This window comes from Streptomyces sp. NPDC059718, assembly GCF_042733315.1.
In the GTDB taxonomy this organism is placed as follows: domain Bacteria; phylum Actinomycetota; class Actinomycetes; order Streptomycetales; family Streptomycetaceae; genus Actinacidiphila.
The window spans coordinates 30,003-50,788 of sequence record NZ_JBHWGA010000061.1 but is presented as its reverse complement, the minus strand read 5'-3'; the positions used below and the strand labels follow the sequence as shown (position 1 = coordinate 50,788).

General features: G+C 68.3%; 14 protein-coding genes and 2 pseudogenes. 6 read left to right on the top strand and 10 right to left on the bottom strand.

Going from position 1 to position 20,786, the window contains the following annotated elements; all coding sequences use genetic code 11:
• Positions 1–515: 515 nt before the first annotated feature.
• Genes ACFV3E_RS41015 through ACFV3E_RS41005 form a run of 3 tightly spaced genes read right to left on the bottom strand, consistent with a single transcriptional unit; the run spans position 516 to position 3,501 of the window.
• On the bottom strand, positions 516–920 hold the full coding sequence (locus tag ACFV3E_RS41015) for a DUF6009 family protein (RefSeq protein ID WP_500540794.1): 405 nt from the start codon (positions 918–920) through the stop codon (positions 516–518).
• On the bottom strand, positions 917–2,455 hold the full coding sequence (locus ACFV3E_RS41010) for a DNA primase family protein (RefSeq protein ID WP_500540792.1): 1,539 nt from the start codon (positions 2,453–2,455) through the stop codon (positions 917–919). The genes ACFV3E_RS41015 and ACFV3E_RS41010 overlap by 4 nt, the downstream gene beginning before the upstream one ends.
• Positions 2,452–3,501 (bottom strand): bifunctional DNA primase/polymerase, encoded by a 1,050-nt coding sequence (locus ACFV3E_RS41005; protein WP_500540800.1) that lies wholly within the window; start codon positions 3,499–3,501, stop codon positions 2,452–2,454. The genes ACFV3E_RS41010 and ACFV3E_RS41005 overlap by 4 nt, the downstream gene beginning before the upstream one ends.
• 1,470 nt (positions 3,502–4,971) lie before the next feature.
• Here ACFV3E_RS41005 and ACFV3E_RS41000 point away from each other — a divergent pair.
• From ACFV3E_RS41000 to ACFV3E_RS40975, 6 genes and pseudogenes are all read left to right on the top strand, one after another.
• Positions 4,972–5,166, top strand: a complete 195-nt coding sequence (locus ACFV3E_RS41000; protein WP_500540790.1) for a hypothetical protein — start codon at positions 4,972–4,974, stop codon at positions 5,164–5,166.
• A 61-nt stretch (positions 5,167–5,227) separates the two neighbouring features.
• Entirely contained in the window at positions 5,228–5,683 is a 456-nt protein-coding gene (locus ACFV3E_RS40995) for a hypothetical protein (RefSeq protein ID WP_500540788.1), read from the top strand.
• Positions 5,684–5,731: 48 nt separating this feature from the next.
• Complete coding sequence (locus tag ACFV3E_RS40990) at positions 5,732–7,648, top strand: hypothetical protein (RefSeq protein ID WP_500540786.1); 1,917 nt, start codon at positions 5,732–5,734, stop codon at positions 7,646–7,648.
• Positions 7,649–7,678: 30 nt separating this feature from the next.
• Positions 7,679–9,751 (top strand): hypothetical protein, encoded by a 2,073-nt coding sequence (locus ACFV3E_RS40985; RefSeq protein ID WP_500540784.1) that lies wholly within the window; start codon positions 7,679–7,681, stop codon positions 9,749–9,751.
• A 517-nt stretch (positions 9,752–10,268) separates the two neighbouring features.
• Positions 10,269–11,905 (top strand): annotated as a pseudogene (istA, locus tag ACFV3E_RS40980) (IS21 family transposase).
• A gap of 38 nt (positions 11,906–11,943) precedes the next feature.
• Positions 11,944–12,648 (top strand): ATP-binding protein, encoded by a 705-nt coding sequence (locus ACFV3E_RS40975; RefSeq protein WP_500540798.1) that lies wholly within the window; start codon positions 11,944–11,946, stop codon positions 12,646–12,648.
• A 145-nt stretch (positions 12,649–12,793) separates the two neighbouring features.
• Here the strand turns inward: ACFV3E_RS40975 and ACFV3E_RS40970 are convergent, their stop codons facing one another.
• The 7 genes and pseudogenes from ACFV3E_RS40970 to ACFV3E_RS40940 form a co-directional block, all read right to left on the bottom strand.
• The gene (locus ACFV3E_RS40970) at positions 12,794–13,393 is read right to left on the bottom strand and encodes a hypothetical protein (RefSeq protein WP_500540782.1); all 600 of its coding nucleotides are present in this window, start codon (positions 13,391–13,393) and stop codon (positions 12,794–12,796) included.
• Between the two features lie 197 nt (positions 13,394–13,590).
• Positions 13,591–14,877: a DNA cytosine methyltransferase gene (locus tag ACFV3E_RS40965; protein WP_500540780.1), complete on the bottom strand. Its 1,287-nt coding sequence runs from the start codon at positions 14,875–14,877 to the stop codon at positions 13,591–13,593.
• Between the two features lie 90 nt (positions 14,878–14,967).
• Positions 14,968–16,263 carry a DNA cytosine methyltransferase gene (locus tag ACFV3E_RS40960; protein WP_500540778.1) on the bottom strand — a complete coding sequence of 432 codons (1,296 nt, stop codon included), beginning with the start codon at positions 16,261–16,263 and terminating at the stop codon, positions 14,968–14,970.
• A gap of 244 nt (positions 16,264–16,507) precedes the next feature.
• Positions 16,508–17,320: pseudogene (locus ACFV3E_RS40955) on the bottom strand (deazapurine DNA modification protein DpdA family protein); the annotation flags it as partial.
• Positions 17,321–17,364: 44 nt separating this feature from the next.
• Positions 17,365–18,261, bottom strand: coding sequence for a Mom family adenine methylcarbamoylation protein (locus tag ACFV3E_RS40950; RefSeq protein WP_500540776.1), 897 nt, complete (start codon positions 18,259–18,261; stop codon positions 17,365–17,367).
• 90 nt (positions 18,262–18,351) lie between these two features.
• On the bottom strand, positions 18,352–19,737 hold the full coding sequence (locus ACFV3E_RS40945; protein WP_500540774.1) for a hypothetical protein: 1,386 nt from the start codon (positions 19,735–19,737) through the stop codon (positions 18,352–18,354).
• A gap of 85 nt (positions 19,738–19,822) precedes the next feature.
• Positions 19,823–20,713 carry a hypothetical protein gene (locus tag ACFV3E_RS40940; protein ID WP_500540772.1) on the bottom strand — a complete coding sequence of 297 codons (891 nt, stop codon included), beginning with the start codon at positions 20,711–20,713 and terminating at the stop codon, positions 19,823–19,825.
• Between the last annotated feature and the right edge of the window lie 73 nt (positions 20,714–20,786).

The following is a 20,786-nucleotide window of genomic DNA, read 5'->3' as shown; positions in this document are numbered from 1 at the left end:
TCTGGCACGTGCTCCACCACGCCCAGGTTCCCTACCGCGAACTGGGCGCCGACTACTTCACCAAACGCAACCCCGAACGAGCCATGCGCCGCATGGTCAAAGAAGCCAACAGCCTCGGCCTAACCCTCCGCTTCGCACCCATCTCAGCGGTCTGACCTCACGCACAGACTTTTCGTGTCAGTAGTGCGCCCACAGAACAGCCTGATCACAATCAGCACTCGCGATTTGAGTACTAATTACTCACTAGATCTCCAGTTCCGTCGAGTTGACTTGAGTTTGGCAGAAACGGATGCCAGACCTTCCGGTGCCCTGGGGTTATGAGGGTTCGTTCACACGCTGAGGACAAGTCAACTAGGCTCCCAGCGGCGCCCTTGTCGAAGGCACGTCAGGATCCACTCTCATGAGAGTCGAGTGTAGAGAGCGATCCAGAGTCGCTTTCCTGATTTCCTCGTCGAAGCTGCACGGAAGTGAGCCGAAAAGACCGCTGCCGGTCACGGTCAGCCTAACTACCTTGCTTAGTCTGTCGGTAGAACTATCCCGAGTTCGAGCATTGCTGGTGAAGCAGGGCCCCCTTCAGAGCGCTCGGTCTTGTAACCCTTCACTCGAGGAGCAACAGTGCGGGGGTCGACGGCCTCGGAAGGGGCTCCAGTGGAGTAGAGACCGCTGGGCTGCTGGTCACGGTCATGCGGCAAGAGCCAGAATACGCGCCGCCGGAAGGTGCCGGAAGCGCGGGATGGCTTGGCGTCTTTGCTGAGAATGGCATAGCCCACCATGCGCCCGTCACGGTGGTAGGCCGGCCTGCCTCGCCGTGAGGGAAGTCGGTCGAGAGACTGACGTACGTATTCGAGCGCGCAGGGGTCCTCTAGCCAAACCAGATCGGTCTCGTGCGCGAGTTCTTCGGGGTCGATCAACGCGCTCACAGTTGCCGCTCCTCGGTCGCCAGGTCGGTAACGAGGCCGATGCCTGGATAGTACTTGCGTGAATTAGACAGGACCATCTCCTTCGGTGAGGCCATTCCCAGAGTCTCACGAACTCTGGCAGCAAAGGCGCGGCCGGAGACAGGGTTTGCGCCTTCAAAGCTGCACCAGCGGCTGTAAGCGCCGTACAGTTGGGCTTGTTCAGCGCGCAGTCCGTCGCCGATCTTGCAGGCTTCGATCAGAAAGCGGCCGACGTGGTCTTCAGTCTCGGCGTAAGCGGTGGTGGCAACCTGGACTCGGTCTGGGCCAGCGAGGTCCTTCTCGCCGGAGAAGTACCGGCGGGCGCCAGCGACTAGCCAGGCAAGGATGCCGGGACCTTCTTCGCGGACGAGGACGCTCGCCAAGTTGTCGATCTTGCGTTCCTCGGGGACAACGCGTTCGAAGGGGATCAGGCGCATCCGGCGCCAGAACGCGAAACCTCCGGTGTTGACCTCGGGGCGATGGTTGCCGAGCAGCCACAGTTTGTGGGTGGGGTGGAAGGAGAAAAAATCCTGCCGCATACGGCGGGCCTTGAGTTTGTCGCCGCCGGTCAGGAGCTTGACGCGGGCTTCGTCGAAACGGTCGCCGGGTTTGAGCTCGGAGCAGACTATGATGCGACGGCCGTGAAGCTCTGCCAGGTCGGTGGGGTGTCCTTCGAACACCTTGGCCATCAGAAATCCAGGCGGGGCCGCGTCGGCATAGTCGCCCATCAACTGCAGCATCACGTCGAGCAGCACGCTCTTGCCATTCTTCCCATGCCCGTACAGGAACGGCATGACCTGGGCCCCGACATCGCCGGAGATGGAGTAGCCAAGCAGCAGGTGAAGGAAGTCCGCGGTCCGTAGGCCTTCGGTGTCGATGCCGAAGGTGTCGTCGAGGAACCGCTGCCAGCGTGGGGTGGCCATGGTCTTGGGGGCGACGGTCGTGGAGCGGGAGTGATGCTGGGTCGCGGGGTTCGGTGAGGCCAGGGCGCCGGTGCGGAGGTCGACCACTCCTTCGGGAGTACACAGGGCATATGGGTCGGCGTCAAGGAGACTGGCGTTCATAACCATGCCCGGGGATGCCTTGGCTTGCATCAGCAAGGCGTTCATGCCGGAGGTGGAGAGGGCGCGGCGGCGGTGTCGGCGCAGGTCGGTGCTGGTGTAGGTGCCGGTGGGGTCGCTGGTGGCGATGGCTTCGGCCATCTCGCCGACGGCCCAGAGCACGGTGTCTTCTTCGTCGAGCTGCCAGCGGTGGCCTGCCCAGCGGTACCAGCCTAGGCCTGGGACGTGTCGGTAGTCGCGGCCGTAGAGGTGGACGAAGAGTTTAGCGTTGCCACGATCGCTGAGGGAATCCGGCAGCAGCCCGTGAGCGGTGGCTGGCTGCGGGGCGGCGGGCGCGGGCGTGGCTTGTGCTGGGAAGCCGGAGATGGTCAGGGCTTCCTGGACGGGGCCTGCGAGGATCTGCTGGGCCGCAGCCGCCGCATCGAATCCGCCTGTCCCTGGCTCGGTCGGCGTCATGAGGGTCGTCCTTCGAGGTGGAGCGGTCGCCGGGTGCCAGCATCGAGTCCACTGCGGATGATCTGGGCGCAGCGCCGTTCCTGTCCGGGGCGGGCGTACAGCGCGGCGTCCATCAGTATCCGCTCGGCGTCGGGGGCGTTGAGGTAGCCGCCGGCTGCGAGGCCTCCGGCGGTGTAGGCGGCTCGGTTGAGCTTGTCGGAGAACCCTGCGCCTTCGGCGACTTGGGCGCAGGCTGTCACGTCGGCCAGGACGGTCTCGAGGACCTGGGCGGCGCGGTTGCGGCCGCCGCCGGCTGCGATGACGGCTTGGCGGGCGCGCTGCGGGACGCTGTGGGGAGTCTGGGGGCGGCGGGGTTCGGGGATGTCGAGGTGTCCGGTGCGGGCGAGTTCGGTGGCCACCCACTCGGGGAGCGGTGCCGGTTTTCTCGCCGGGCCGAGAGGGATGTAGGTTCCCGCGGCCGTGCGCGTGCCGGGGGCGATGATGTAGCCGCCGGTGGCGCGGACGTCGACCTGCCAGGCAAGGGCCCGTCCGGCGCTGGACCCGGCGGAGCATAGGAAGCGACGCGTGGCGTCATTGCGGTACCAGATGTGCAGGCCCCCGGAGGGGGTCCTGACGCGCAGCGTGGTCTCGTCTGTGGCCGGGTCAGGCTTGCCGCGTAGGGCGGCAAGCAGGGCCAAGGTGTGGAAGCCGTTGGCGAGGCCGGTCAAGTCGACCTGGTCGTGGATGGCGATGCCGGGCAGGAGGCGGTCGCGGGCCGGCACGGGCTGATGGTGGGCGTCTACGTCGATCACCACGAGACCGGCTGGGCCGCAGGCCACTCCCACGCCGAAGTTCGGCTGGGTTGCCCACCAGGCTTCGATGCGCTCTGTGTTGGTGGTTGCGGCGTGGAATCCGTGGCACCACCGGCCGGCGGCAAAACAGGCACAGTCCGCGGAGCTGTGGCGACGGGCTTGGCACGGGGCGCAGTTTGCTGCGGGGGTCTTGCGGCCTGGAGCCAGAGGGAGGACCGGCCAGCCCTGGGCTGCACACCAGCGGGCGTAGACCACGGAGCACGAGCGCTGCTCGTGGCGGCTGTCCTCAGCCAGGCTCGGCTGCACGGCGTCCTTCCAATTCGTTCAGTCGCTGTCCGTCAGGCTCGCGAACCAGGCTGACCAGGAGAACAAATCTCCTGGTCAGCCTGGTTCGCGAGCGTTTCCGAAGCGACCGAAGCGACTCAACATCCAAACAGGGTCAACATAGATTACCGAAGGACGGATTTTCGGTGTGCCACACCGGTCGAAAGGCCACGTCGTTGTGTCCAACCCGGGGCAGAGCGACTGACGATCGACTCAGTCGCTTGACCTCCAGCGGGAGAGACACCCAGCTCACAGCGTCTCTCGAGGGCTCATGAGCGACCCAAGCGACCGGCAGTCCGGTTTATGACGCGCACACACACGTGCAGGAACGTGGTCATAGTTCTAACCTTGAGTCGCTTCGGTCGCTGTGGGGTTGCCAGAGTCGCTCTGACCCGCAGGTTTCTTCAGCGACCGAGCGCAGCGACCGACCAGCGACTCAAGCCCGCTTCCCTCGGGAAGCGGTTCAGCGACCGCCAATGCTCGCCGTATCGGAGCGCTTACAGTCGCTCGCTGGCGCTGCTGCCGCACACAAAAGGCGCAGCACCCAGCTGTCTGAGCGACCCAAGCGACCCAAGCTAGGAATCACCTTCACAGTCTGCTCACACGTCCGCAGCAATCCCGAAGCCCAGTCGCTTCAGTCGCTGCCCCCAGTTCCCGCCGCCTGGCTATGGATCGGCGTGCCTCCGCGGGAGGCACTACCGCGCACCAATCGCTCAGTGTGCTGGCACCGGACCAATGCCCCGGATACCCTCCAAACACGAATGGTGTTTTCCACTCGGAGGACAGCATGAGCGCCCAGCCCGCGGACACCGGTCCTGTCCCTCAGGCCGCACCCACCATCCGCAGTGTGCGCGCAGCCCTTCCCCGCGGAACACCGGGCCGCGTTCAACGAACACATCGACAACACCGAGCTGCACTTGATTGGTGGGGTCCTGGCTGACTGGGACGCTCGTGCACGAGCTCTCGCAAGCCCCGCGATGCTGGCCATGGCAGAGCGCATCGCAGAGGAGCGAGCTGGCCGCGCCGAACCTCCGGCCACGGCGTCGGATGCCGAGATTCGGGCCGTCGCGCCGTCCTTCCGCCCGTAGTCTGGCTTCGTGCCGTATGAGATCGACCTCAGTACCGAGGTCGTCGCCGATTTCCAGGGGCCTCCAGCCGTGGGCCCGTCGCTCCCTGGAAGCTGCCCCGCTGGCGCCCCGCACCGGCTTCCCGCTATCCCGCAGCAGTCCGAGCACTCGCGGCTCCTGAGCTTTGCCGCCGGCCGAGGGCTGTGCCTGGTAGAGGTCGACGAGGAGAGCAAGCGCCTGGCTGTCCGACTCATCGAGCCGCCCCGCTGAACATAGCGAATCGAACCTGCACACAGGGTGCACAACTCCGACTACCGATCGCTACCCTTACTCGGTGGAACAACAACTCTCGCTTGCTGAGGCCGACGGTCCTGTGCCCAGCCGGGAGCAGGATGCGGTACGCATCCTGCTGCTCATCGATGACGCGTGTGATCCGGTGAAGGGGGCGGAGCTCGGGGACCCTCGCCTGACAGAGGCCGTCGGGGTTGTCCGCACTCAGGTACGTCTGCAAAAGCTGGACTCTGGCTGAGGAACCCGGACTACCTCGCCGACGAACTGCTCGCGGAGTACGAGGTGAGGCGTGAGCTTGCTTGCTGTCGTGGGCCAGCGCGATCTTGGATTCAGAGGAGCCCGAGGTCCGCCGTTACCCGATGCTGCGCCATCACTTCGGGGCGTACGAGCCCTTGGACGATGCGCTCGCTGTGCTGCGCATCGCAAGCCTGGTGGCGCGTCGCCGCCGGGGTACGGTCAAACGGGTGCGTCAGCACGACTACTTCCTCCTGGCCGCCGGCCGCAAGGTCGCGCGTGAGGTGATTCAGGAGGCACCGGTCTTCCAGTACTACGTCGACCGCGTGCGTCTCGTGCTGCTGCTGGCCGAGGGGAAGGGCGGCAGTCAGCTGAAGGAGCAGCAGTACCTCCAGCGTGAGTACGCCGAGGCGGCCCGTGGGGAGCGGATCGGCTCGGTCAGCGCCCGGGCACGGAAGCGCCTGGAGAGACTGCGATCTCAGGTAGCGATTGAGGGGGATGGGGTAGGGGGCCATGGCTGACGGTGATGTGCTGCAGAGACCCGGATTGCCGAGCAGGCGAAGGTCTCGGTGGAGGACGTACGGGATGTGTTCGCCGGATACGGCCTCCCGCTGGTGACTCCGCCGGCGCGGCCGCGCACGGTGCGGCCTCACCGGTTGCGCGTTGCCGGCGTGCGTACGGGATCTGTATATCCCGGCCCCTTCGACACCTCGCTGCCGTTCTCTGAGGGCCTGGCTGCCCTGGTCGCGGCGAATTTCCGAGGGAAGACCAGTGTCCTGGAGCTCGTGACGTGGTGCCTGCGGGGCTCCCCGTGTGAGCCGATCGGCGGCCGGCCGTGGCTGCGCGAGGTCGACCTGGACGCGGAGGTCGCCGGTCAGCCCATGGGCTTTCGGCTGAACTTTGCCGATGAGCAGATCACCTCCGCGGTCCTTCTGACCGGCTCGGATCTCCCCACGTTGGCTACTGTCCGGACACCGGACCCCGCCAGGGACATCGTCCCGGTGCTGCGCGCGTCCAGCACCGGGAGCTATGCCGAGCAGATCCAGGCCTTGATGATGGATCGGCTCGACCTGCACCCGCTGGTGAACAGCCACAAGGAAACAGGCACCCAACCCCACGGCTGGCCGGTGTACTTCGGGGCCATCTACCTGCCTGCCGGCCGTGACAAGGCGCTGCTGGGCGATGTGCTGATGAGCGGCCTGTCAGGTCGCCTCCTGCAGGTGTTCCTGGACTTGCCTTCGGCTGCGGCCCTGACGCGGGTGAAGACGGCAGGGGACGCCCTGGCCGCGAGGCGCAAGGCTCACCAGACTGCGGACACGACCGCTCGCGCCAGGCGCGATGAAGAGCGACGGCAGATCGAGACGCAGCTTTGGCAGGCGAGGGAACGCCTGGCATTCGTCACTTCAGAGAGCTCGGGCGAGACGGAGTCGCTGACCGATCTGGCGGCCGAGGCCGTGCGGCTGGCCCGCGCGGTCGCCGACACCCAGGACGGATGGGAAGAGCTGATGCAGGCGCACCGCCGCGCCCGAGCGCAGCGGCAGCATGACGCGAAGCTCCTCAACGATGTCACCGAGAGCGCTACCGCCCGGGTCCTCTTCCATGGCTTGCATCCGCGGGCGTGCCCCCGCTGCGATCAGGAAATCGCCGCTGACCGGCGACGGCAGGAACGCGATGAGCACGCGTGCGCGGTCTGTGCTCGGCCGGTGCCGGGTGACGATGCCTTGCCCGAGGAGATCATTGTCGAGGTGAAGCAGCGTCTGGAGGACAGTACCTCCGCTGAGAAGGCCGCCAAGCAGGCACTGGAGGGCGCGGAGACGGAGCTGCAGCGGATGTCGGATGGCCTCGACGCGGCGCAGGAGCGGCTACGGCGCGCGGAGTACGCCGTACAGGCGCCGGCCCGGCTTACGGCCCGGGAGGAGGTGTTGCGGCTGGAGGGTGCCCTGAGTGTTTTCCCCGAGCTTCCAGCGCTGGTCGACGACCCGGTTGAAGCCAAAGCCCTCAAGGTCCTCAAATCTGCTGTCAAGGTACTGGAGGCGGACCACGGGTCGGCTTCTCAAGCCCTGTTCGCGGCGGTCAATGATGAGATCGCGGAGCTGGGGCGGCGTTTCGGGATCGATTCTCTGGAGTCGGTCGAGATCAATCGCGCCGCCCATCTGGACGTGACCGAGGGTGGCGGCCACACCAAGCCATTCGGCCACCAGAGCCCCGGCGAGCGACTCCGCCTGCGCATTGCTGTGATCATCGCCCTGCTGCGCGTCGGGGCGGCCCATAACGTATCCACCCACCCCGGTCTGCTGCTCATCGACAGTCCCAAGGCGGAAGAGGTCCAGGACCTGGACATCCGCAGGCTGCTGGGTGAACTCGCCAGCCTGGCCTCCGAGAAGCACCTGCAGGTGCTGATCACCACGCGCGATTTCGCCCTCGCCCACGATGTACTGCCGGACGACCACATCATCGAGGCCCCGGACGGAAAGCCCCTGTGGTGACCGACCGTCGCACAGCCGGAAGGACCGGTCATGGCGCAACTTGCTGAACGGCTGTCCGCACTGGCTGCCGCCGGGGAACCCATCACGTTCCACGCTGTAGCTCTCACGCCCGAAGCCGTCACCGGGGAGGTCGCCGAGGTCGCGGCCAGCCCGTACGCCCCACTGCTGGCCGAAGCCGTCGTGCACGCCTTCGACCCTGCTGGCGACAGCACCGACTGGAACGACGCGGCACAGTGGTTCCCCGCGGGCTTCGCCGGCCAGCGCAGCGTCCTCGCCTTCAACTCGGCCTTGGAGACGCTGCTCAACAGCCCCGTCGCCGCACGCGTGCTGGGCCGGGACCTCACCAACGCACTCCTGGAGGACCTCGGCGACACCGTGGTGGCGGCACCGCTACTGGCGGCCGCTCGCCTGGAAGGTGCGGTGCGCCTTGCCGTCGCCGGTGCCGCCAAGCCCTACCGGGTCTGGGACGCCCTGGACGACCTCACCATCAACGAGCCGGAAGACTTCCTCGAGCGACTGCCCCGCATCCTCGGACTCGCCCTGGACCAGTGGTGCCAGGAGCGCGAGATCACCGAGACGGCACGCGACTTGCTGGAGCGCCTGGCCCATTATGAAGCAGCCGATGTCGACGCAATGTTCGAACTCGGCTGCGACCGGCTCCGCCGCGCCCTCGCCTCGGACAGCATCGCCGACGTCACCAGTCGCATGGCCGAAGCCCGCCAACTGTTCGCCGCAGCCGCGGCTGCGGAGGAGGCACGCGATGACGCCGAGGCCTACACCGCGGTGTGCGATGCGGTCCTGGGCTTCTCGGCCGGGAACACCCAGCAGGTCGGCGCCGCGGCGGACCGTATCGCCCAGGCCCTCGAACGCCGGGCGGCCTGGCTACATGGCTCCCATCAGCCGACGTGGCTACAACCGCAGCGAACCGCCGATCTCGCCTGGAGCCGTCTCCTCCTCCAACTGCGCGCCGCGGCCGAGACCCTGGACGCGCCGGTATGGATGAACCCCTGGCGGGCCCTGGACTCCGTCCTCGCCGCGTACAGCACCGCCCGCACCGTCCAGCCGATCGGCAGCAACCAGGCAACCGCGGGCGTGGCCACTCTGATCGAACCGGCGATCGAAGACCGGTTCCTGCGTGAGCAGTCGTTCCTCGCTGCCCTACAGCACGCTGCCACCCAGCCCCGTGACGACCCCGCCAGCCTGTTCGATGCCGACACGGCAGCTCTCGTCCTCGCCAGGATCGACGCCCGCGAGACTTCCACGCCCAAGGCAAGAGAGACCGACGGCGATGACGACAACGACGACACCGGGCCTGCTACAGAACGGCTTCTGCGTATCGTCCCCACCGTCGTTTTGCGTCTCGGGCTGACCAAGGCACTGAACCTCACCCGCGACATCGATGATGCCGCACTCGCCGACCTCGAAGGCCTCGCCTACAACGACGACGTCGCCCGTCTGAAGGCCACCGACCCCCTCATCGTCCCCCTACTGATCAAGGTCACGCGCGCGCTCGAAGGGCACGCCGCCTTCACCGGCGACGTCAAGCACACCTTCGGAGCCCTGGTCGAGCAGACACTGCTGTTCCTGAAGAGCCGCTCCGACCTGACCCGCACCAGCTTGTTCGGCCCCGGCAAGAAAGACGACCCGCCTTACGACTACCGGCGCAAACCCGAAAAGGGCCATCGCCAGGCTGCCGAACACGACCTGCAACGCGATTTCCACGGCTGGCTCCTTGCCGGCCCCCTGAACGGCATCGTCCAGGTGGAGCCCATCAACGTCGAAATGGGACGAGCCGACGTCATGGTGCACTTCGGCGTCCTGCACTACCTCACCGAGATCAAACAAGACGCCGACAGCAACACCCGAGACCACATCGAAGGCAAGTACCTCACCCAAGCGGCGCAGTACACGAACACCAACGCCCCATTCGGTCAGCTCCTGGTCCTCGACCTCACCCCGAAAACCAAAACCAGCGGGACTCAGCGGGTCGACGAACTCGCCTGGACCACCATCCACCGTCCACGAGGCGCGACCACAGACCGCGCCGTGCTCGCCGGCATCGTCACCGGCAACCGCATCACCCCCTCCGCGTACTCCACCTGACCATGACAGCCCGAACTGCGGCAGCCGCCTTCGAGGTGGTCTGGGCCGCGGGCCGGACGTGCTGCCGTCTGAAGCCGGGGTGTCAGCGGGCTCTGCGACGATGCCGGTGTGGTTCAGCGCGCCGCCCGGCCGTTCAACCTAGGGAAGAGAGAGAAGGCCAGGTTCATGCCCTATGCCGGACCCGAGGAGGAGATTCGATCTCGGGGATTCCAGCCACTGGAGCCCTACCCGGGAAACCGGCGGCGTCCCCTGGCGCTGCCGTTGCCCCAACGGCCACGAGGTCGAAGTAATCCTCTACCGGGTTTCTGTGACAGGTTCCAGTGGCTCCACTGCGGCAGGTTGGACTGGCCCCAGTTGATCGGCATTTGATTTGGCCCCACCTGTCCTGGTGAGTGACGACATGCCCTCGTCTGAGTGAATGGTGTGGGCTGTCTGCCCGATCCCGTCAGGGTGTGTCCGTCGTTCACGGTCATGTCGGAGGCCGTGTCGTTGGTCATGGCCGTGTCGGGAGGCCGGGGTGCGTCTGTCGCGTGTTGAGCTGTTCGAGAATATCCGTCGTGACAGGCGTCTCGATCCGCTGGTCTCGCAGCGGGCTCTGGCCGCGAAGTACGGGGTTCACCGCCGGACGGTGCGGCAGGCGATCGCGTCGGCGGTCCCTCCGCCGCGCAAGGCGGTGAGGCGGAAGTTCCGCATCCTGGATCCGGCCGCGGAGTGGATCGACGCGATGCTGCGGGAGGATCTGAAGGCTCCGCGCAAGCAGAAGCACACTGTCGAGCGGATCCAGAAGCGGCTGGCCGAGGAACACGACTTCGACCGGGTTTCGTACTCCACGCTGCGGGACTACGCCCGCAAGCGGCGCCCGGAGATCGCGGCGGAAGAGCGTGAGGGCCGCCAGCATCTCGCTGGAATGGTGCCGCAGGCCCATCTGCCCGGCGAAGAAGCCGAGGTCGACTTCGCGGACGTGTGGGTCCGGGTCGCCGGCGAGGCGGTCAAGTGCCACATGTTCACGCTGCGACTGTCCTACTCCGGCAAGGCCGTGCACCGGGTGTTCGCCTCCGAGGCCCAGGAATCGTTCATGGAAGGCCATGCGGAAGCCTTCCGCGTGCTGGGCGGTGTCCCGACCAGGCATATTCGTTATGACAACCTCAAGCCCGCAGTCCGGCGGGTCTGCACCGACCGTAACCGCGTGGAATCCGAGCGATGGACGATCTTCCGCTCGCACTACGGCTTCGACGCCTTCTACTGCATGCCCGGTCAGGAAGGCGCCCACGAGAAGGGCGGCGTCGAGCAGGAGGGCGGACGCTTCCGCAGGTCCCACCTGGTCCCGGTTCCCGACGTCCCCTCGCTGGAGGAGTTGAACGCACGGCTTGCGGCGATTGACGAGGCGGAGGACGAACGAATGCTCCGCGGGAAGCTGACCACAATCGGCTTCAACTTCCGCACCGAAGCCGAGGAACTGGCCCCACTGCCCGCTGAGGGCTTCGAGTGCGGGCTGACGCTGACGCCGAAGGTCGACCGGACCAGCCGGATCACGGTCCGTCAGTGCTACTACTCGGTGCCGGCCCGCTTCATCGGCGAGAGGGTACGCGTCCTGCTGCGGGGCAACGAGCTGATGGTCTTCGACAGGCGCAACCTCGTCGCCCGTCATCCCCGGCTGACGCGGCGGGGTAGTTACCGCGACGTGCTCGACCACTACCTGGAGATCCTGCTGGTGAAGCCCGGGGCTATGGCCGGGTCCACCGCCCTGGCAACCGCCCGGGCCGAAGGCTCTTTCACGGCCGTCCACGAAGCGTTCTGGGCGGCTGCCCTGAAAGCCCACGGGGACGCGGCCGGCACCCGCGCGTTGATCGAAGTCCTGCTGCTGCACCGGCGGATGCCCGCTGAGGCTGTCCAGCTCGGCATCGCGGTCGCGGTCAAGGCGGGTTCCACCAGCCCGGACGTGGTGGCCACGAGGCTCGCAAGGCCGAGGCCGCCGCCCGGGACCCTGAGCCGGAGGACAACGAAGGCGATCCTCCGCCCTGGGGGGACCTTCCCGGCGGACAGATCGTGTCGCTGACCGCCCGCCGGATCGCTCTGCCCGAGGACAGGCGCCCACCACCATCGGTGGACCGCTATGACCAGCTGCTGACGCACCGCCCGAAAGGTTCCGCATGAACGACCCCACCGCCGCCCTGTTCGACGTCGGCGAGCGCATCCCCCAGCCCCGCAAGGACATCTCCGCCCAGGGGGCAGTCGAGACGGTGATCGACGAGACCTGCCGGACCCTGCACCTGCCCACGATCCGGGCCCGGTTCGAGGACATCGCCGCCACCGCACTGAAGGAGCGGGCCAGCTACAAGGACTTCCTGGCCGACCTGCTGGAAGCAGAGTGCCTCCAGCGGGAGGAGCGGAAGAAGACCCGGCTGGTCAGGGAGGCGAACTTCCCCCGCCCCAAGCGGCTGGAGGACTTCGAGTTCGACAAGAACTCCGGCACCGGCAAGTCGCACCTGCTGATCGGCATCGGCACTGCGATCGCCGAGGCCGGGATGTGCGTCCGTTACACGACCACCGCGAACCTGGTGAACGAGCTCGCTGAGGCCGTCGACGAGAAGAAACTCGGCCGCACACTGGCGCGCTACGGGCGCGTCGACCTTCTCTGTCTGGATGAATTCGGCTACCTCGACCTGGACAAAGCGGGCGCGAAACTGCTGTTCCAGGTATTCACCGAGCGTGAGGAACGACGCGCGATCGCCATCGCCTCGAATGCCCCGTTCTCGGAGTGGAAGCAGACCTTCACCGACCCACGGCTCTGCGCGGCCATCGTGGACCGGGTCACCTTTAACGCGCACATCGTCGAGACCGGCACCGACTCCTTCCGTCTGGCCCAGACCCAGGAGAAACGCCGCCGCAAGGCGTGACGCGCCCCATCAATGACGGCTCTGCCATCTTCGCCCTCACCCTCAACAGCGACCACGTCGATATCGAGGATGACGCCTACAAACCCAGCACCGCGAGCACCGACCGGCGAGTCACCAACACCCGGCAACGTTCGTGGCCAACGCACTAGCCGTTGAGCTGTGCCAGAAGACGGTGCGCTTGCCGCTCGGAGATGTTCTCGACCTCGGCGATCTGCGCGGCCTTGATGTCGGGCGTGGCCTTGACCATGGCGCGGACCCGCTCGAGGCGCTCCTGGGCCCGCGCGAGGCGGGCGTCGGTGGCGGGCGTGCGGGGTGTGGACTCTTTGCTGCCCTTGGGGCGGCCAGCGCCAGCGCGCTCGCCGGGGCGGCTGGCGGGCCAGGCGTGGATGGTGCTGCGGTACCAGTGCGGGACGCCTTCGATCGTCCTGTCCGCCTTCGGGGCGTAGCCGTTGTTGATGTACGAGCGCCACGCCTCGGGCTTGAGCGTGACGCCGAGCTTGACCAGCTCCTCCCGCGCCTCCTCACGGTCCAGGAGATCCTTCGGGGACTCCACCGCGGGGAGAGTCGGGATGTCCTTGCCCGCCAGGTGCGCCCTTATCTGCGCCTTGTCCCAGTACCGTGTGCGGGCCCCGGGACGGCTGATCGGATCGGGCAGCTGGCTGGCGAAGGCGGGCGTCAGCGCCTTGCGGTCGGCGAGTTCGGCGATGCCGTCGGAGAAGACGGCGGTGCGGCCGGCGGGGATCACGGCGGTTCTCCTTGTGTCTCGCGCCGGAACGGTGCTGCCGGCGCTGCGGGGCTGTGGGGTCTGGGAGCGAGCGCCGCGGGGCCATCCGCGACTGACGTAAACAACTCTACACCACTTATCCGTGAAGTGTGCAAGTGGCGCGGCAGGTCAGGGGGTGGCCGCATGCGTGCGGCCACCCCCTGACCTTGGCAGCCGCGTCAGACGAGGACGGGCATGACGCGCTCGCCGAGCCACTGCGCAGCGCTGACCGGGACCGCATTGCCGACCTGCCGGGTCAGATCGGCGGCGGTCTTGCCCAAGAAGACGTGGCCGTCGGGGAAGCGCTGCGCGCGGGCCTTGGTCCGCAGCGGGATCATCTGGATACGGCAGTCGTCCACGCTCCGTCCCGGATGGACGAGCATGTGGTGGTTACCCTCGGCGGTGATCGCACTGATCGGCTCGTCCAGGGACTGCACCGTGCAGTGGTTGCGCAGGATCACCAGGAACGGCTCCCGGTGACCGAACCGCTCCAGGCCGACGGCGACCTTCCGGCGGGTCTCGTCCTTGTACGGGGTGAACTCGCGCCGGTCGGAGCGGCCGAGCCCGAACCGCCGGTCAGGCTTGGACAGGTCGATGTGGTCGCGGATCGCCCGGACGACCGGCTCCACCCGGCTTCCGCATCGCTTGTTCGGGCAGCCGTAGTGGTACTGGCCGTACGTGCCGACCTTACGGACGCTCGGCGCATGGAAACGCTTCGCCCACACCTGAACGCCCTGCACGGGGCCGCAGCGCCCGCACCACGCCTCGGGGCGGACCCGCAGGTCGGGCAGCTCCAGATGCTTCTTGGTGAAGCAGAACAGGATGCGGTGCCGGTGCTGCGGGGCGGGCTCGTTGCCCGGCCCGCCGATGTGAGCGGCGTTGATCGAGACGATCTGCGTGTTGTACCCGAGGGCGTCCCACACGTTGAGCCACGGCTCGAACAGGTTCCAGCGGGTCGCGAAGTCAGCGACGTTCTCCCCGCACACCACGTCGTAGTCGTGGATCTCCGCAGCGCGGATCAGGTCCCAGGCAGTGGCCCGGGTCCGGGGCCATTCCGGGCCGGGTGCCCTCCCGTTCTGCGCGCCCGGCTTCGGCTTGCCCGGCGTGGAGTGGCGGCCGGCGGGAGCCGCCTCCTTACAGATCGGTGACCCGACCAGTACCCGCGAGTCGGGGATGGCGCGGAAGTCCATGTTGTTGATGTCGCACTGGCTGTAGCCGATTCCGGGGAAGTTGTGCCGCACGGTGGCGATCGCGGGCGCGGCGTGGTTGGCAGCGAAGACGGGACGGAATCCCGCTGCTTCGAAGCCGAGCAGGTCGCCGCAGCCGCCGGAGAACAGGTGGGTGCTGGTGACACGCGCGCTGGCGGCCCCGGTCGGCCCGGTGTGCGGGCTGACGGTAGGGGAGGTCAGGCCGACGTTGTTTGGCTCCAGACCGGGCAACGGGAGCAGTTCGGGGATGGCGGACATGGGCGTCTCCTTGGACTGGGGGTTGTGGTGTGGGAGCGCCCTCGCCGGCCGGGGCCAACCGGCCGTGCGAGGGCGGACGTGCATGGTGAATCAGACGAGGCTGGCCATCAGGCGCTTTGCAGCCCAGTGGGCGAGGTTGACGGGGACGGCGTTCCCGATCTGGGTCCGCTTCTCGGCCTCAGTTCCGTGCAGCTGGTAGGTGACCGGGAGTCGCTGAGCCTGGGCCGTCTCCCGAGGTCCGAGCATGCGCATGAGCGAGCCGTCGACGCTGTCGCCCGGGATGACCAGTGCGTGATGCGGCTTGCAGGCCACCGTGGTCAGGGGCGAGCTGGTCAGCCGGGGCGCGGTGTCCCGGCCCAAGTGCACGATGACCCCGCGGGCCCGGCGGCCGTCCTCGGCGACCCGCCGGTACAGGTCCAGGCCGCCCTGAATCCGGGCACGGGTCGTGTCCGGGTAAGGCGTGAACTCCTTCCGCTTGGGCTTGCCGTCGGCAATGCGCCGCAGCGGCAGATCCCAGTCGATGATGCCCTCGACCGCGTCCGTCACCGGGGCGACGATCAGGTGCCCGCAGCGGCGGTTTGGGCAGACATAGTCGTACTGCTCGCCGTACGCGCCGAGCCGGCGGCCGCGCGGGTTGCGCCACTTCTGGATGCCGCGGACGGGGCCGCACTCGGCGCACACGCACTCCGGCCGGACCCGCAGGTCCGGCGGCTTGATGCCCTTGCGGGTCATCACGCCGATCAGCCGGTTGCGGTCCTGCCGGGCCCGGGCGTTGGTGCTGCCGGAGTCGCCACCCACGTGTGCGGCATTGACGCTCACGACCTGCGGCACGTAGCCGAGGACCTCCCAGGCCCCCAGCCACCAGTCGAACAGCTCCCAGCGGGTGCCGAACCGCACGACGTTCTCCCACATCACCGCGTCGTAGCGGTGAACCTCGGCGGCACGGAGCAGGTCGTAGGCGGTCGCCCGGGTGCGCTCCCAGGACGCGGCAGGCGCGTAGTCGGCTGCCGCGTCGTCGAGCGTCAGCTGCTTCTTCGGCGCCGCGAGGCCGCTTGCCGGGCTGGCCTCCTTGCAGATCGGGGAACCGAACAGGATGTTCGTCCGGGGCAGCCGCCGCATGTCGTAGTTGTTGATGTCCGCCGCGTCGTGCGCGCAGCCGGGGAAGTTCAGGGTGTGCGTGGCGACCGCGACAGGGGAGTGGTTGAGAGCGACGACCGGCGTGATGCCCGCTTCGGCCAGGCCGAGCGTGTCCCCGCCGACACCGCAGAAGAAGTGCGTGCTCGTGATCCCGGTCGCGACCCGATGCAGCGGCGCCTCGGTGTGGAGCGTTTGGCGCGGCGGGCGTGGACGGCCGTGCGGGGCGCGCGGAAGGTGGGTGCGGGTCATGCCGGGACTCCTCGATGGACGGTTGCGGTCTGGGTGCTGGTCGAGGGGCCAACCCCTTCCAGCTTGTGACGTGACTAATTATATCACAGTTATTGCTATGTCGCGGGGTTGATTCAGGCGGGGCCCGGGGCGGCCGGGCCGGAACGCCGCCCCATGCGGCGTCCCAGCCGTCCAGCAGCGACGGCTGACTCCACTCCACGGCGGCGACCTCGCGCCACCCGGCAGGTACCCCGAGCAGCCGGGCACGCCACTGCAGCGCGTACCGAGGGCAGTTCTGGCACCGCTCGGCCCGGTGCGTGCACCCGGGAAGGCGCGGCGCCCGGCGTGCACCGGCCGACCAGGCCATCGAATCGGCCGAAGCGAGCAGGTGGCCGTAGCCGGTGATCCCGGCAGCTTTCACGCCCAGACCGTGAAGTCTCAAGCCTCGGTCAGCGAACGCGGTGACGATCGCACCGATCTCCTTCGTCGCCTGGCGACGACACACCGACCCCAGGCCCACGATCGGTGCCGCCGCGAGGTCGACGCCGGCCGCCTCGTACAGCTCATAGCAGTGCCAGTAGTCGGCGAGCGTCCAACCCTGCAGCACGGGCATCCACGGAATGTCCGGCGCCAGCTCCCGCAGCTCAAGGTAGTTGGCGACCGTCAGCCGCTGATGGATCCGCACCGCGGCTGTCAGGTCCTGCTCGTCCTCGCCCGGGGCCAGGCCGCGCAGCTCCCGGGTGCCGTGGAACCATCCCGGGTGGCCCGGCGGCAGCTCCGGGGTGCCGTAGATGACCCACGGCTCGCACATCAGGTCCTGGCCGGCCACGAAGTCCGGCATGGACCCGACGCCCCTGATGATCCGCCGGACCTCGCTCACGTACTCGACGGCCGTCATGGGCCACCGGCCGTGCCGCTGCAGCATCGTGAAACCGCCCGAGTCCATCGCCCACCGCCCCCGCGCCCGGGGCAGCGTCTTCAGCCGGATCAGCCGGTTACGGGACATGAACAGCGGCACCTGAGCGAACTCCGGCAGCCGAAGCCAGTGCACCAGGTGCGTCCCCAAGTAGAAGACCATCCCATCCGGCTGGAGCGCCGCAGCGGGCGAGGCCCGACGACCGGTCATGACGCGGCCTGGTGCTTCCTCGGGTACGGGTAGGCCGTAACGGTGAGCGGCCGGCGCTCGTTGCGCGGCCCGATCTGCAGCCCGTACCGGTGATTGCCACGGTGATCCAGCACGGTCGCGCCGATGGTGGCGAGAGCCTCCTCCAGCCACTCCTTCCCCGGTTCGCGGGCCGCGCGGGGCCGGGCACCGAAGGCGACCAGCCGTGCCTCGGCTCCACCGTGACCGCTCTCCCCGGCACGGATCTTGCTAATCGCCCTGTCCGGCAGCAACGAGCCGTCGGGCAGCACGGTCAGACGACGCGCCCGCGTCCGGCCCAGGTAGGCCATCCCGCCGGCTTGATACACGCAGCCCACGTGACCTACGTGCAGCTGGCGGGGACCGTCCGGGGTCTGGCGAACCCTCGGCTGAGGGTCGCTGTGGGCGACGATCCCGCGGATTCCCTGCTCCGCGGCCAGACGCAGCGCCCTCTTCGTGAACCACGTCTCCGCGTTGGCCGGAACCTCGTCCAGCAGCACCAACCGGGACAGCTCGAGGGTCTGTGCGTAGGGGGCCAGCCAGGGGAAGACGCCGGTCAGCACCCCGGGGTGCATCGGCACACCGAGAGCGAGAACGCCGACCAGGGCGCCACCGCCGAACTGGCCCGGTGTGGCCCGGTCGATGAGGCCGAACGGCATCCGCACGGCGGGCCAGGAAGAGCTGTAGTGGTGGGTGGTGACGAAGGCCCGGGCGGGTGCGGCAGGCAGGGCGTGAACGCGGTAGCGGGCCGGGTCGAACCCGCCCTCGCTGGTCCGGCGAAAGCTGTGCGCGCGGTACTTCCAGCGCTGGCAGGCGTCGTCGGGAAGCTCGAAGGTCAGCTGCGTCGCCAGCGGCGCGGTCGTGGCGGAAGTAGGCATGGCTGGGACTCCTGACGTGGGATGTGGTCTGGGAAAGGCAGGCCTGTGGGACGGCCGGGCCAACCGCCGTCCCACAGGCGGGGACAAAGGTCAGAGCAGGACCTGCTGTCCCGCCGGGGGCGGGGGCAGCTGGCGGAGCAGGGGGTGTTGCGGGCCGCGGCGGCCGGTCACGCCGGTCCACGCCTTCTCGAAGCCCTTGCGCTGCTTCTCGACCGCCCCGGCCGGGGCGGCGACCAGGAACGCGGCGGCGGCCGGGTAGCTGGTCTCGGGCGCCTGGTAGTGGGCGCGTTCGATGCCCGACAGGGCGCCGCGCTCGAGGCGAACCCCGTCGCCGATAGCGAACTCCCGCACCAGGTCCTCGGCGGTCCCGCGGCTGGCGGTGTGCACGATGCGCACCGATCGCCACGCGGCCCCCTTGCGGGCGGGCTCGATGCACTGCGGTCCGCCGCCGCACCCGGCGCCGCCTGCGGGCGCCTGGTGATGCCGGATGCAGTGCTCGGTGCGGTCGTGCCGGCACCACCACTGCGGGGCCCGGCACGTCGAGCCGTGCTGAGCGCGGCACTCATCGGTACGGCGGGGGAAGTACACGCGGCGCACCTCGTACACCGCGTGCGGCGCGTCGGTCAGCGCGACATCGAACGCGCGCAGGATCTCGCCGTTGCGCTCGTCCTCGGTGAGCCTGCCGTACAGGGACGCCTTCGCGTACAGGCTGGAGTGCTCGTTGAGCGCCATCGACCGGTGCTCCAGCAACAGCGCTTCAGCTGCCAACTCCGGGTACATCCGCAGCCGCTCCTCGTGGTTCTCACGCGATGCACAAACCCCCGAGAAACAGCACATAACGCAGTAAGATTTGCGAATCGGTTCCCCGGTGCGGCCGAGCACGTACGCCTCCACCTGGGGCCGGTCCATGCGGGCCTCGATGAGCGGGTATGACGGCTCGCAGATGACGCGGCCAGCCTCGGCGTTGCGCTGCTGCTGCAGAGCGGTGTCCTTCTTCGCGCGCGTGAGCTCGCCGAAGTGGTAGCCGATGACCCTGCGGAACGACTCGGTCCCGAACTCGCCCTCGGCCCAGGAGTCCAGGACGAATCCCTTCGCCTTCGCCGAACAGGTCCGCGTGCCCTTGGCCACGGTCGGGACCGTGCCAGCGGCGGCCAGGTTCTCCGACAGCCGCCACGGCCCGCGGGCGTGGATGCGGTACGGGGTACGGGTGTCGTCCAGCACGACGATGCCGTCGCCCTCCAGATCCCCACCCCGGGCCACCTGCACCAGCCGAACCCGGCGGGCCCGCAGCAGCGGCAGCACGTGATGCTCCACGTAGGCCAAAGAATCTGGGAACTCGTCGCCCGTGACGGAGTGCACGGCGACCAGGTCGGCCAGGTCCTCGCGCAGCCCGAAAGCCCGCGGGTCGGCCAGCATCATCAGCAGGATCGCCGTGGAGTCGGCGCCCAGCCCGTACGACAGAACAGTCCTGCGCATCACAAAGCCCCCTTTCGCTGAGGCAGTGGTTCGGGAAGCGGTGCCGGGCGGGCGGGGCCAACCACCCACCCGGCACCCCGGGCCCTCAGGCCGCGGCCTTCAAGTCAGCGGCGGTGTCGGCGAACCGGCGCCAGGCGTAGCCGCCGGTGTCCGTCGACCAGCTGGCGGCCCGGCCGACCAGTGCGGCCGCCAGGACAGCGACGTCCTCGGCCGGCGCGGCGCCGTAGGCCAGCAGCCTGCCGATCGGCGAGTACAGGTCCAGGTGCCACTCGTCACCGAGCGCGTAGGCGACGACGCGGGCGCCGGACGGCTCCGGCTCGAAGGCGTGGACGCCTGCGTACTCGCGCCACCGCGAGTCCGCGGTCACGAACGGCGGCACGGTCACCGGCGACGTACGGCGGGTCCCGGTGTCGGCAACGTCGAACAGGTCGCGGATGTTGCCGTCCGGCTGCAATGCCTCGCCGACCAGCCGGAGCACGTCATCGGCGCTGATGCCGTCACGGTCGCGCAGCACGCCGACGACGTGACGCGCCTGGGTCACCAGCCCCGCGTGGTCGTCCAGCCGGTACACCTGTGTCGGCACGTCCTTGGCGAGGGAGAGCATGTGCCGCGCGTCGGACACGATCCCCTTGAGCAATGCGACCCGCTCCGCGGTGGCTCGATCCGGCAGAACGTCGACGGCTTGAAAGATCCGCGTGAGGTACCCCCACTTGCTGGCCACGGCCTGCACCGCGAATGCCTCGGCTCGGTAGAGGGCGTCCCGGCGCTCCGCAGCACGCACCGCGTCGTCGTGCTTGCGTAGGCCGGTCAGCAGCCCCATGTACCGGTCGTGCGCGGCGCGCGCCTCGCGCTCTCGCAGTTCGTAGTCGAGGTTGAGGACCTCGAGGTCGGTCAGGCCGTCGAGCGGCTGGCCCTCGGCGGCGTAGGCCTCGCGCAGAGAGGCGACGCGGTCCTGGGCGGAGGTGATGACGGACATGGGGCACTCCTTGTGCTGGGGTGGTCTGGGATGCCGTCCGGGGGGCCAACCCCTTTCGACATGATTAATTCTA

Bases quoted from the DNA above. Each gene is read 5' to 3' on its own strand.
- ACFV3E_RS40950 (WP_500540776.1), bottom strand. From the start codon at position 18,261: ATGCCTACTTCCGCCACGACCGCGCCGCTGGCGACGCAGCTGACCTTC.
- ACFV3E_RS40945 (WP_500540774.1), bottom strand. From the start codon at position 19,737: ATGCGCAGGACTGTTCTGTCGTACGGGCTGGGCGCCGACTCCACGGCG.
- ACFV3E_RS41010 (WP_500540792.1), bottom strand. From the start codon at position 2,455: ATGACGCCGACCGAGCCAGGGACAGGCGGATTCGATGCGGCGGCTGCG.
- ACFV3E_RS40965 (WP_500540780.1), bottom strand. From the start codon at position 14,877: ATGTCCGCCATCCCCGAACTGCTCCCGTTGCCCGGTCTGGAGCCAAAC.
- ACFV3E_RS40940 (WP_500540772.1), bottom strand. From the start codon at position 20,713: ATGTCCGTCATCACCTCCGCCCAGGACCGCGTCGCCTCTCTGCGCGAG.
- ACFV3E_RS40960 (WP_500540778.1), bottom strand. From the start codon at position 16,263: ATGACCCGCACCCACCTTCCGCGCGCCCCGCACGGCCGTCCACGCCCG.
- ACFV3E_RS40985 (WP_500540784.1), top strand. From the start codon at position 7,679: ATGGCGCAACTTGCTGAACGGCTGTCCGCACTGGCTGCCGCCGGGGAA.